Genomic DNA, 11,866 nt, shown 5'->3' on the forward strand with positions numbered 1-11,866 from the left:
AGTCCGAGCCAATCCGGCGCGTCCGCCCGGCGACCGTCGTCGGGATCCGGCGGACAGGGCGGCGCGATCAGGCACACGGGACGTTGACGAGGAACAGCCAGCGCCAGTCGAGCCAGTGCAGGATGACGCCGCCGACGACCGGTCCGAGGATCGGTGCCGAGCGCCGTCGGCACACTGACCAGGCGACCGAGGCGACCGAGCGCGCGGCGCGCCGCTCGCGGCGACGAGAACCGACGTCATCAACGGGAACAGCAGCCCCGCGCCGAGTCCCTGCAGCACACGAAAGGCGATGAGCGCCTGGATGTTCCACGCCGCGGCGCAGAGGATCGAGCCGAGGAAGAAGGCGGACAGTCCGGTGCGCCAGACGGCCCGGGAGCCGAAGCGCAGCGCCGACCATCCGGCGAGCGGCACGGCGACCGCCAACGCCAGGAGGTAGCCGGTGTTGGTCCATTGGACGGTGCCGACGGGCGCCGACATCGCCGTCGTCAGGTTGTCGAAGCCGATGGTCACGATGGTCGTGTCGAGGATCGGCGCGATGAGGCCCGCGATCACGGCGATCGCGACGCGCTTGGCTTCGGCGGGGATGGCATCGAGCGTCTGAGTCTTCACAACACTCCTTAGATTCAGTTGCGTATCTTATTTCCCGACCGACGATAGCCTCGTGCGATAAGATGCGCAAGTGGGTCTTAACGAGAAGGCGACGCGACGACGCGGCGCGGAACTGGAAGCGGCGATCCTCGACGCCGCGTGGGAACAGCTGACCGAACGCGGATACGCGGGCTTCACGTTCGAAGCCGTCGCCGAACGCGCGGAGACGTCCCGCCCCGTGCTGTACCGTCGCTGGCCCACGCGTTCGGACCTGCTCCAGGCGACGATCCGCCATCACGGCGCGGGCCAGGACGTGTCGGCCCCGGACACGGGGAGTCTCCGAGGTGATCTCTTGACGGCCCTGCGCCGCTCGAACGACAGGCGGTCGAACTTCCTCGTCCTGCTCAGCGCCAGCCTCGGCGAGTACTACAGCGAGTCGGGCGCGACGCCGAGCGACGTCCGCGACCTCCTGTTCGGCGCACAACGCATGGGGATCGACGACATCCTCGACCGCGCCGTCGCCCGCGGCGAAGCGGACCCGGCACGCCTGACCCCGACAGTCCGAACCGTCCCGTACAACCTCTACCGCCACGAGGTGCTCATGACCCTCCGGCCGGTTCCCGACGAGAAGCTCACCGCGATCGTCGACGAGGTGTTCCTGCCGCTCGTCACGCCATAGGACGCCACCTGGCATGCTTGTCACCGCGCCCCCTTAGCCCAATTGGCAGAGGCAGCGGACTTAAAATCCGCGCAGTGTCGGTTCGAGCCCGACAGGGGGCACTGACTCCTTCTCGACTGCGCTCGAAGAACCGGGGCCGAGCGCGGTCGATACGCAGATCAGAACAGGCGGCCTGCGTCTTCAGCGGGCGGTTCCTCCAAGGCCAGGAGTGCCCGTTTGCGGGGCAGCCCACCCGCGTAGCCGGTGAGCGAACCGTCCGACCCGACCACTCGATGGCACGGGATGATCACGCCGATCGGATTCGACCCGACGGCCTGACCGACGGCCGTCGCCATCCCCTTGCCGCCGACCCGTTCGGCGATCCAGCCGTAGGTGACGGTCTCGCCGAACGGGATGTGCATCAGCAGGTCCCACACGCGAGTCTGGAAGTCGGTGCCGACAGGCCGCAACGGCAGGTCGAACACCCTCCTGTGTCCGGCCAGGTACTCGCGGAGCTGGTCCGACGCGTCGACGAGCAACGGATCGGGGGTCACCGTCATGTCCGTCCCGAACGACGACTCCGCCGGCAGCCGGGCTTGCGCGTCGAAGTACACGCCGACGACGGCGTCGCCGTCGGCGACGATCGTCACCGGCCCGAGGTCGGTTGTGATCACCGCATGACGACGACTCATCCCTCCATCATGCCGGTGACCGAACTCGAGACCGAACGGCTCACGAGGTGCGATCGTCCCCACCGCGTGTCCGTGCCCGCGTGCTCGGCGAGGATTCCGGCGGCGAAGTCGTTGTCGAGGTCGCGGATCACGCTGTGCAGGTGATTGCCTCCACCGACAGCGTTGACGGCCTCGATCAGGTAGCGGTCGGTCTGCACGCGGAAGTAGTGCGGCTCGCCGCGGACCTGCGCTCCCGCCCACGCGAAATGGATCGGGCCTCCCTCGCGGACGGCGGCGCGGTGCCGCTCCCCCGCCTCCGGCGGCAGCCGATCGAGGTAGCAGTCGACGATCGCCAGGAGCCCGGCCTGCTGGTCCGGGGTCAGATCGTCCGACGCGATCCCCGACGGGGCGTCGCGCCGGAACGTCAGCGCCGCCCGGTCCGCGTCGGCGATCCGGTAGTCGGGCATGCCGAGGTCGTAGTGATCGGGGTACTCGTACGCACCGATCTTCGGAACCTGGCGAGTGACGAAGTCTGCGGGTGCGACGTCGTGGATCACGGCGGTCGCACGCTGATCGTCGGTCAACGACGCCAGCAGATCGAAGCCCAGCCCCTCGTCGTCGGCGAGCGGCTTGAGGACACCGTCGTACTCGGTGGGCTGCGCGCCCAATGCCATCGGCGTCGCGGCCACCCACCGTTCGTCGACGACTGTCACGTTGACGCACACGTGATGGCCGAGGAAGCGGAGCGTCCACGTGTCCTCGAATCCGGGCCTGCCGAAGAGCGTCAGGTAGTAGCTGTCCGAACTTCGCCACGACGGCAGCGCCGGACCGAGGAAGTCGCCCTCGTAGTCGCGCAAGACGTGCTCCAGTTGGGTGATGCCGAGGATCTTGGTGAACGTGCGCAGCGGGACGGTCATCCGGATCATGTCCCAGACGAGGACCCGCTGGTGCCTGTCGAGGTCGTGCAGCGGGATCCCCGTGCGGTCGGGCTTCGGGATGATGTCCCAGTCGAGGCGACGCGCGTCGTCGAAGTCGGCGATCACCGCCTGCTCCCGCTGCTGCGGGCTGAACGTGCCGATCAGCCCCATCGCGGTGACAACGAGCCGCTGGGCGGTCTGCGGGGCTTCGTACAGGTCAGACATGTCTCTGGTTCCTCTCTGGCGCGGATGTCGTGTCAGTCATCGGCGAGCAGTTCCTTCTTGCGGACCTTGCCCATCGCGTTGCGAGGCAGCGCGTCGATCCGGCGGATCTCCCGCGGGCGTTTGTGGATCGACAGGGTGGACGCGACGAACTCCGACAGCACATCGCCGTCCACGTCGTCGCCGACCACATAGGCGACTATCCGCTGTCCGAGATCGACGTCCGGGACACCGACGACGGCGACCTCGGACACCGACGGATGCGACAGCAGTGCGTGCTCCACTTCGCCCGCACCGATGCGGTACCCGCCCGACTTGATGAGGTCGACCGACTCCCGTCCGACGATGCGGTGGAAGCCGCCGCGATCGATGACGGCCATGTCGCCGGTCATGAACCAGCTGTCGGAGGTGAATTCCGCTGCGGTCTTCTCCGGATTGCGGAGGTAGCCGTCGAACAGTGTCGGGCCCGCGATCTGCAGGCGGCCCAACGTCTCACCGTCGTGCGGCACCGGGTTGCCCGCGTCGTCCCACAGACGCGTCCGGACTCCCGAGATCGGCAGTCCCACCCAGCCGGGACGACGTTCGCCGTCGGCCCTGGTGCTGATGGTGATGACGGTCTCGCTCATCCCGTAGCGCTCGATCGGATCGTGACCGGTCAGCTCGCGCATAGCGGCGAACACCGGGGTGGGCAGCGGTGCGCTGCCCGACACCAGCAGTCGGGCCGACGACAGGGCACGGGCCGACTCCGGATCGGCGCACACCCGCGACCACACCGTGGGCACGCCGAAGTACAGCGACCCGCCGGCCGCGGCGTACGCCTGAGCCTTCGGGCGAACCGTGTGGACCAGGGGCGAACCGTGCCGCAGCGCGCCGATGACGCCAAGGACCAGTCCGTGGACGTGGAACAGCGGCAACCCGTGGACGAGCGTGTCGTCGGCGTTCCACTGCCACGCGTCGGCCAGGCCGTCCAGACTCGCGGCGATCGCCCGCCTCGACAGCACCACGCCCTTGGGCAGGCCGGTGGTGCCCGAGGTGTACATGATCAGCGCCGTCGACTCCGGGCCCGGTTCGACTGCCGGCGCGTCCGCGCGCTCATCGAGGTCGACCGGCACGGTCGGCAGGTCGACGCCGTCGATCGGGTTGCCGAGCAGCAGCTGTGCGCCCGAGTCGGTCAGGATGTGCCGGCGCTCGGCGGGTCCGGAGTCCGGAGGCAGCGGCACCGCGGGCACCCCGGCCAGCAGGCAGCCGACCACCCCGATCACCGTGTCCATCGTGGCGTTCGCGACCATCGCGACCGACGACGCACCGCCGACCCTGCGAGCCACGGCCGACGCCGCGCCGACGAGCTCGCTCCGGGTCATCGACTCGTCGCCCACCGTCACCGCAAGGGCGTCCGGACCGTCAGTCAGCGAAGGAAGCAGCACTGCGGTCATCGGGGGCCCTCCGTCGACGGCGCGGGACGGACGACGAGCATCCGTGCGACGACGGCGCCGGCATTGTGGACCGATCGCTCATCGCCCACTGCGACGTTCACCGAATCGAGCGGACCTGCGGTCACACTGACGCCGCCGCCTGCGAACGTCAGCTCGCCCTCGAGCACGACGTAGATCGTCTCGGCGGTCTGCACCGCGGAGGCTGCAGTCGCGCCGGGCTCGTACTCGGACAGGACCACGCTCATCCCGCCGTCGCCGCCCTGCAGTCGCACGGGCGACACACCGTGGTGTCCGACGGGCGCGAACGGCTCGCCGTCGGCGACGCGGGTCAGTCGAATCGTCATGTCACAGGACCCCCGCGTCGACGCGGACGCCGATCGGCGTGGTCACCGAACCGATGCCGTCGATCGTCACCGTCACCTCATCGCCCGGATGCAGGAACCTCGGGGGCGTCCGTGCGTAGCCGACGCCCGACGGGGTGCCGGTGGCGATCAGGTCGCCGGGCTGCAGGGTGAACGTGCGGCTCACGAACGACAGGATGTCGGCGATCGAGAAGATCATCATGTCGGTGGTCGACTCCTGCATCACCTCGCCGTCGACGAGACAGCGCACCCGCCGGCTGCCGAGCTCGCCGACCTCGTCGGCGGTCACCAGATCGGACATCGGCCCGCTCCGGTCGGCGTTCTTGCCGATGGTCCACTGCGTCGTCAGCTTCTGCGCCCGACGTGCGGTGATGTCGTTGAACGCGGCGTACGCGAACACCGCGGCTTCGGCCTGCTCCGGAGTGGCGACCGACAGCGGTGCGCCGACGGCCACCAACAGCTCGGCCTCCCAGTCCAGTCCCTGCTCGTCGACGGGCACGTCCACCGGGACGCCGCCGACCGTCAACGACTGCGTCCACCGACCGAAGATCGTGGGATGATCGGGCACCTCGAACGGGCCTTCTGCCACATGTTCGCGGTAGTTGAGTCCCACGCACAGGACCCGCGCACCCGGGCGCACGGGCGGCACGATCTCCACGTCGGCCGCGTGGAGACGGTCCACGACACCCGCAGCCGCGGCGACGGCGGCGGACGGGTCGTCCCAGAACCGCTCGACCGAGCCCAGCGGGATCAGCGCGTCGCCGTCCCTGGCCGCCACCTGCACTCCGTGCGCGTCGCGATATCCGATGATCTTCACACTGTTCCCCTTCAGCTTCCGTAGACGGCTGCGCACCAACCGGCAGGCGCCGCACCGTCGACACAGATGACGCGGCGGTCGATGAGCCAGCGTCCGTCCGCCTGTTTGACGAAGTGGTCGCGCCATTCGCCCCAGTGGTCGGGTGCGGCCTGATCGGTGATCGCGATGTACATCGTGACCACATCGGCCGCGTCGGCGCCGCGGAACACGATGTCGAGCGTGGTCGCGTGATGGCGGATGAACGTCGGACCGCCGCCCTTGACCACCTCGGCCATCTCGACGGCGCCGACCTCGGTGCCGTCGGGCAGGGTGATGCGGGCGTCGTCGGTGTAGATCACCGACATGCCGGCGAAGTCGGCGTTCTCGCGCGCCATGTTGCAGTAGCGGTGCATCACCGCGGTGATCAGTGCACGATCGTCGGCACGGGCCTGGTCGAGGCTGTCTGCGGTCATGATGTCTCCTCTTGACGGATGAAGTGGGTGGTGAAGAAGGCTGCCGTCATCGCGATGGACGTCGGCTCGTCGAAGGCGGGGTCCTCGTGGCCCGCACCACCGAGTACGACGAAGGTGGAGCGCGCTCCGACGGCTGTCAGCGCGTCGTGGAGTCGGCGTCCCTCGCGTTCGTCGACCATGCGGTCGCGGTCGCCGTGCGCGATGAGGAACGGCGGGGCGTCGGCGCGGACCTGGTGGACGGGGCTGGCGGCCCGCATCAGGTCGGGGTGCGCCCGGACGTCGTCGACGCCGAGCAGCGCGTTCTCCGGACCGGGCGGCAGGAGTGCCTCTTCCAGTGGACTCCTCGCCGCAACGGTGGTGATGTCGCCGAATCCGAACCAGGAGACGACGGCGTCCACCGTGCCGCGCAGACCGGCGAGCCCGGCGAGGACCGCTCCGGCCGATGCGCCCCACAGGCCGATCCGAGTGGATCCGACCTCGTCGGGGTGATCGCCGATCCAGGCCAACGCCTCGAGAACATCGTCGACCGGATCGGGGAACGCGGCGGGCGCGAGTCGGTAGTCGGGGACGACGACGGTCAGTCCGTGCCGGACCATGGCTTCGACGCGCGGGCGGTCCATCGCGCGGTCGCCTGCGGCGAACCCGCCGCCGTGCAGGTAGACGACGACGCCCGCAGACGGCCGATCCGGCCGGTGCACGTCGAGGAGCAGGGACCCGGAGGCCCGCTCGACGTAGGCGTGGGTGGTGACAGTCGTCATGCCAGGACCGGGATCTGGTCGAGGAGGTGATCGACGAGTGCCCGCAGGTCGTCGGCCGAATCGGCCAGACCGAACACGTAGCCGTCGGGCCGCGAGATCAGCGATGTCGCCGACCACTTCTCGAAGTAGTCGCGGTACGTGCCGTCGGCGTCGACGACGTCGCCGAGCTTCACCTCGATCACGCCGAGCTCAGCGAGCCGCGCCGACTGCTCCGCGGTGAGGACCTCGTCGATCGGGAGGGTCGACACGAGGTGGAAGCCGTACCCGACGACGTCGTCGAGGAGTTCGGTGCGGCCGTCGATCGTCACGACGCCCTGCGGCGCCACCTCGCCGGCCTGCGGTGCGGCGTCTCCGTCCACGGTGCGCAGTCCGACGCCGCCGCCGATCGGCGGGATCGGCGGGGTCACGTCGCCGCCGGTCGCCTCGAGGTAGGCGTCGCGTTCGGCGGCCTCTGCTTCGGTCGCCGGGTTGATCATCTTGAACGCCGCGTACGACCCTTCGACGAAGAACCGGCCCTGGCCGAGACGTTCGGGCTCGTACGAGTCGAGCAGGCCGGCGTCGGCGCGCCCGGACAGGACGAGATCGAGCTTCCACGCGAGGTTCGCGGCGTCGCGCATCGCGGTGCAGGCGCCCTGCCCCATGTACGGCGTCATCGCGTGCGCGGCGTCGCCGCCGATGAACACCCGCCCCTTGCGCATCGACGTCGCGATCTGGCTGCGGAAGCGGTACAGCTTGCGGCGGGTCTGCCGGATGCTCGTCCGGGGCACCCCGACGTGCTCCTCCATGAACTGCAATCCGCGCTCCTCCGTCAGTTCGTCGTCGATGTCGGTGCCGGGGATCACGCGCACGTCGGTGCGGACCCGGCCGACGCCGTTCGGCGCGTAGAAGTAGGGCTGGGTGAACTCGAGGTCGAAGTAGACGCGTTCCTCGAGGTTGTTCGGGAGCGGTTCGAGGACGTCGTAGTCGGTGAGGATCCACTGGTCGTCGTGTACGTGCAGGACCTCGAGATCGATGCCGAGCTTCTCGCGGACGAAGCTCGACGCACCGTCCATGCCGATGACGTACGTCGCGCGCACTTCCTCGGTCGTCCCGTCCTCGGTGGTCGCGACGACGGTCGCGCCGCCGTCGGTGATGTCGACGAGGTCGACCGCGGTGCGACCCCAGCGGACGTCGACGTTGGGGTGCTGCGCGATCCGGTGCGCCATCGCGGCCTCGATGTTCGGCTGGTGCAGCGACAGGTGCGACATGTGGCCTGCGCGCTTGTAGTCCCAGTCGAAGTGGCCCTTGCGCTCGCCGTCGGCGCCCCAGAGCTCGACGAGCCGTTCCGGCAGCGACTCGGCGAGCGCTTCCTTCGGGTCTGCGGCGTGCTGGAGGAGTCGCGCGACCTCGCCGTCGAGGGTGCTCATGCGAGGGAGTTCGTAGGGCTTGGGGAACTTGTCCATTGCGACGACGGTGTGGCCTCGCTGTCCGAGCAGTGACGCCAGCATCGCCCCCGCGGGCCCGAACCCGACGATCGCTACATCCGCGTTGGTCCTCATCTGATCCCTCTCGCTAAACCACCCGAACCTTTCGAGTTGTTATGAACGTAATCTACGTCACCACCCCGGGCCGATGTCAAGGGAATCACCATAAATATTCGGGTGTTTTCTCGTCGGCGGCGCTCCGACGGCCCTCGGATCTGCCCCACCCCACCGATGGTGGCCTAAAATCATGCGGGTGATTTCCGTTCCGTTGACCCGCGCCCAGTCCCTCGCCAAGGAGATCGAGGGCTGGATCGTCGACCGCGGATTGTCCGCAGGCGACCGGATCGCGACGATGGACGAACTGCGTGAGACGACCCGACTCGGGCGGGCCACCATCAGCGAAGCCGCACGACTGCTCGCCGAACGCGGCGCCGTCGACGTCCGGCCCGGACGCGGCGGCGGATTGTTCGTCGCACAGGCCGGTACCGTGGTCCAACTACGTCACACGCTGCTCTCCGTGGCCGCGGACCCGGCGAGCGTCGCCGACGCGGTCGCCGTCCGCGACGCGCTGGAGGAACTCATCGACATCGACGCGGCCCAGCACTGCACGGCGCGCGACGCCACCGACCTGCGCGCGATCATCGATCGCATGCGGGAGAACTCGACCGACCGCGAGAGCTTCATGCGCCACAACTGGGAACTGCACCGACGCCTCGCCGAGACCGCCGCGAACACGTTCGCCACCGGCGTCTACCTGAGTGCGATGGCGCACGTCGAGGACCTGCCGACACAGCCCGACTCGGAGACCGCCGACGACGACACCGGATACCTGGCTGAGCGCGTCGCCGTGCACGCCGAACTCGTCGAGGCCGTCGTGTCGGGCGACACGGAGCGGACGACCCGCGCCGTCGCCGCGCACCGATCGGTCAGCGCGCGTCCGCGCTGAGCATCACCCGAACGGGCGCCGCCGTCGCCGCGATCACCCGATCGACGTCGACGCCGGGCGCCACTTCGACGAGCGTGAATCCGTCGACGCCGACGTCGAGCACGCCCAGGTCGGTGATGACCCGATCGACGACGCCCGCACCGGTCAACGGCAGCGTGCATGTGTCGACGACCTTCGGGTCGCCGTCGCGGGTCGTGTGCTCCATCAGCACGATCACCCGACCCGCGCCGTGGACCAGGTCCATCGCTCCGCCCATGCCTTTCACCGTCGCGCCCGGCACCATCCAGTTCGCGAGGTCGCCCGCGGTGGAGACCTGCATACCGCCGAGCACGGCGGTGTCGATGTGTCCGCCGCGGATCATCGCGAACGACGACGCGGAGTCGAAGAACGCCGCGCCCGGCTGGACGGTGACCGTCTCCTTACCCGCGTTGATGAGGTCGGCATCCACGGCGTCGTCCGCCGGGTAGGGGCCGGTCCCGAGGATCCCGTTCTCCGAATGCAGGACCACCCGCACCCCGTCGGGCACGTAGGACGGGATGAGCGTGGGCAGGCCGATGCCGAGGTTCACGTACTCGCCGTCGGCGAGTTCGGCTGCTGCTCGGGCCGCCATCTGATCGCGCGTCCAGCTCATGCCGCAACCGTCCGCTTCTCGATCCGCTTGGCCTGCGGGCCGGTGCAGACCACCCGCTGAACGAACACTCCCGGCAGGTGCACCGCCGCCGGCCCGATGTCCCCCGGTTCCACCAGCTTCTCGACCTGGGCGATCGTGACCCGCCCGGCCATGGCGACGAGCGGGTTGAAGTTCATCGCCGACTTCGCGAAGACGAGATTGCCGTCGGTGTCGCCGACCTCCGCGTGGACGAGTGCGACGTCGGTGACGATCGACTCCTCCATGACATACGTCCGATCACCGAACACTCGGGTCTCCTTCGGCTCGGACGCCAGCGCGACGCCGCCGTCCGGCCCGTACCTCAGCGGCAGACCACCGTCGGCGACCGGGGTGCCGACGCCCGCGGGCGTGTAGAACGCGGGCAGTCCGGCCCCTCCCGCTCGCAGGCGTTCGGCGAGGGTGCCCTGAGGCGTCAGGTGCACTTCGAGGTCCCCGGCGAGATAGGCGCGCGCGAACTCGCGGTTCTCACCGACATACGACGCCGTGATCCTGGCTATCCGACCAGCGGAGAGCAGCAGTCCGAGACCGTAGCCGTCCACGCCGCAGTTGTTGGAGTAGACGTCGAGATCGCCGACCCCGGCGTCGACGAGCGCCTCGATGAGCGTGTCCGGCACACCGCACACCCCGAATCCGCCGACCGCGATCGATGCTCCGTCGCCGATTCCCGCTACCGCCTCGATGGCTGTTGTGAAGAGTTTCATGCGGCGATTACACGCCGAGCCGAGCCGTGGACGCCAAGCCCCCGGCGAGATTGCTCGCTCGGCGAACGTGAACTCCCATGCTGTTCACTCAGTGAACGTATATTGAAACGATGTCGACAGCCCCGGGTCCGGACATGATCGGTCGCGTCGCCGCACTCCTGCGCTCAATCGCCGACAGCGACGGACAGTCGACGTCGACGCTGGCCCGGCGCACCGGACTGGCGCGCCCAACCGTCCACCGACTGCTGGGTTCCCTTGCCGACGAGGGCTTCGTCGATCGCTCCCGCACCACGGGCGGGTGGTCGCTCGGGCCCGAGCTGTATCTGCTCGGCGCGACCGCCTCGGTCCGCTACGACATCACCTCGGCGGCGTCGGACATCCTCCGCGACCTCGCTCGCCAGACCGGCGAGAGCGCGTACCTCTCCGCCCGACGCGGCGACGAGACCGTCTGCATCGCCGAGGAGGAGGGCAGCTTTCCACTGCGCTCGCACGTGCTGCATCCAGGAATCCGATTCCCGCTCGGCGTGGCGTCCGCCGGGCTGGTGATCCTGGCGACGATGCCCGACCGCGACGTCGCCGAGTACGTCGAACGCACCGACCTGGTGCCCGTCTGGGGAGCACACCACTCGACCTCGGAGCTGATGCGGCGGGTCGCCGCCACCCGGATCGACGGCTACGCGACGAACCCCGCCCTGCTCGTCGACGGCAGCTGGGGCATGGCCGCCGCCGTGTTCGACAGTCGCGGAGAACCGGCGTGGGCCGTCAGCCTTACCGGAGTCGAGACCCGATTCGCCGACGATCGACGGGCCGAGCTCGGCGCGGCGCTGCTCGTCCACGCCCACCGCCTGACGCTGCGCCTGTCCGGACGGCGCGGCTGACGATCTGTGCCGACCCCTGCGCGTCCGATTCTTCCGGGATAGGCTGCGCACGTGAGAACCCTCGGTGACCTTCGGCACGCGCGCTTTCGCGATCGTGCTTGTCGTGCTCGCGTCCATCGCACTCGCACCCGGCACGGCCCAGGCCGCACCGCGGCTGCAGAGCGCGTCCAACTTCCGCGACATCGGCGGTTATCCGGCCGCCGACGGCAAGACGGTCCGCACCGGGCAGCTCTTCCGTTCCAACAAGCTGAGCAACCTCACCGACACCGACAAACAGACGCTCGTCGACCTCGGGATCACGCTCGACGTGGACCTGCGCAACGCCTCCGA

At 69.2% G+C, this 11,866-nt stretch carries 15 protein-coding genes and 1 tRNA gene; 5 read left to right on the forward strand and 11 right to left on the reverse strand.

Translation table 11 applies throughout. The features are described from left to right. Nucleotides 1-609, reverse strand: a 609-nt coding sequence (locus tag GYB83_RS22565; protein WP_228461805.1) for an MFS transporter, incomplete at its 3' end; no start/stop codon positions are given. Between the two features lie 70 nt (nucleotides 610-679). On the opposite strand from GYB83_RS22565, the gene GYB83_RS22570 reads away from it, so the two are divergent. Beyond that, a complete protein-coding gene (locus GYB83_RS22570; RefSeq protein ID WP_161894682.1) occupies nucleotides 680-1,267 on the forward strand; it encodes a TetR/AcrR family transcriptional regulator in 588 nt (195 codons plus the stop codon). A gap of 27 nt (nucleotides 1,268-1,294) precedes the next feature. Next, nucleotides 1,295-1,368: transfer RNA gene (locus tag GYB83_RS22575), tRNA-Leu, on the forward strand. Between the two features lie 57 nt (nucleotides 1,369-1,425). Here the strand turns inward: GYB83_RS22575 and GYB83_RS22580 are convergent. Genes GYB83_RS22580 through GYB83_RS22615 form a run of 8 tightly spaced genes read right to left on the reverse strand, consistent with a single transcriptional unit; the run spans nucleotide 1,426 to nucleotide 8,416 of the window. After that, nucleotides 1,426-1,938 (reverse strand): methylated-DNA--[protein]-cysteine S-methyltransferase, encoded by a 513-nt coding sequence (locus GYB83_RS22580; protein ID WP_161894683.1) that lies wholly within the window; start codon nucleotides 1,936-1,938, stop codon nucleotides 1,426-1,428. Continuing rightward, a complete protein-coding gene (locus GYB83_RS22585) occupies nucleotides 1,935-3,059 on the reverse strand; it encodes a DUF3500 domain-containing protein (protein ID WP_161894684.1) in 1,125 nt (374 codons plus the stop codon). Before GYB83_RS22585 ends, GYB83_RS22580 begins: the two co-directional genes overlap by 4 nt. A gap of 32 nt (nucleotides 3,060-3,091) precedes the next feature. Then, the gene (locus GYB83_RS22590) at nucleotides 3,092-4,480 is read right to left on the reverse strand and encodes an acyl-CoA synthetase (RefSeq protein WP_186349760.1); all 1,389 of its coding nucleotides are present in this window, start codon (nucleotides 4,478-4,480) and stop codon (nucleotides 3,092-3,094) included. A 5-nt stretch (nucleotides 4,481-4,485) separates the two neighbouring features. Continuing rightward, a complete protein-coding gene (locus GYB83_RS22595) occupies nucleotides 4,486-4,833 on the reverse strand; it encodes a cupin domain-containing protein (RefSeq protein ID WP_161894686.1) in 348 nt (115 codons plus the stop codon). 1 nt (nucleotide 4,834) lies between these two features. Continuing rightward, on the reverse strand, nucleotides 4,835-5,668 hold the full coding sequence (locus GYB83_RS22600) for a fumarylacetoacetate hydrolase family protein (protein WP_161894687.1): 834 nt from the start codon (nucleotides 5,666-5,668) through the stop codon (nucleotides 4,835-4,837). 11 nt (nucleotides 5,669-5,679) lie between these two features. Next, nucleotides 5,680-6,120: a DUF4440 domain-containing protein gene (locus GYB83_RS22605; protein WP_161894688.1), complete on the reverse strand. Its 441-nt coding sequence runs from the start codon at nucleotides 6,118-6,120 to the stop codon at nucleotides 5,680-5,682. Next, a complete protein-coding gene (locus GYB83_RS22610; protein WP_161894689.1) occupies nucleotides 6,117-6,878 on the reverse strand; it encodes an alpha/beta hydrolase in 762 nt (253 codons plus the stop codon). The genes GYB83_RS22605 and GYB83_RS22610 overlap by 4 nt, the downstream gene beginning before the upstream one ends. Continuing rightward, a complete protein-coding gene (locus tag GYB83_RS22615) occupies nucleotides 6,875-8,416 on the reverse strand; it encodes a bifunctional 3-(3-hydroxy-phenyl)propionate/3-hydroxycinnamic acid hydroxylase (RefSeq protein WP_161894690.1) in 1,542 nt (513 codons plus the stop codon). The genes GYB83_RS22610 and GYB83_RS22615 overlap by 4 nt, the downstream gene beginning before the upstream one ends. A 178-nt stretch (nucleotides 8,417-8,594) precedes the next feature. On the opposite strand from GYB83_RS22615, the gene GYB83_RS22620 reads away from it, so the two are divergent. Further along, the gene (locus GYB83_RS22620) at nucleotides 8,595-9,287 is read left to right on the forward strand and encodes a FadR/GntR family transcriptional regulator (protein ID WP_161894691.1); all 693 of its coding nucleotides are present in this window, start codon (nucleotides 8,595-8,597) and stop codon (nucleotides 9,285-9,287) included. Here GYB83_RS22620 and GYB83_RS22625 read toward each other — a convergent pair. Next, nucleotides 9,268-9,918 (reverse strand): 3-oxoacid CoA-transferase subunit B, encoded by a 651-nt coding sequence (locus GYB83_RS22625; protein WP_161894692.1) that lies wholly within the window; start codon nucleotides 9,916-9,918, stop codon nucleotides 9,268-9,270. The genes GYB83_RS22620 and GYB83_RS22625 overlap by 20 nt on opposite strands. Then, nucleotides 9,915-10,658: a CoA transferase subunit A gene (locus GYB83_RS22630; RefSeq protein ID WP_161894693.1), complete on the reverse strand. Its 744-nt coding sequence runs from the start codon at nucleotides 10,656-10,658 to the stop codon at nucleotides 9,915-9,917. The genes GYB83_RS22625 and GYB83_RS22630 overlap by 4 nt, the downstream gene beginning before the upstream one ends. Before the next feature lie 110 nt (nucleotides 10,659-10,768). Here GYB83_RS22630 and GYB83_RS22635 point away from each other — a divergent pair, with 110 nt between their 5' ends. After that, nucleotides 10,769-11,536, forward strand: coding sequence for an IclR family transcriptional regulator (locus GYB83_RS22635; RefSeq protein ID WP_228461227.1), 768 nt, complete (start codon nucleotides 10,769-10,771; stop codon nucleotides 11,534-11,536). Between the two features lie 64 nt (nucleotides 11,537-11,600). Then, on the forward strand, nucleotides 11,601-11,866 hold a 266-nt coding region (locus tag GYB83_RS22640), incomplete at its 3' end, for a tyrosine-protein phosphatase (RefSeq protein ID WP_161897679.1).

This window comes from Gordonia spumicola, assembly GCF_009932475.1.
In the GTDB taxonomy this organism is placed as follows: Bacteria; Actinomycetota; Actinomycetes; order Mycobacteriales; family Mycobacteriaceae; genus Gordonia; species Gordonia spumicola.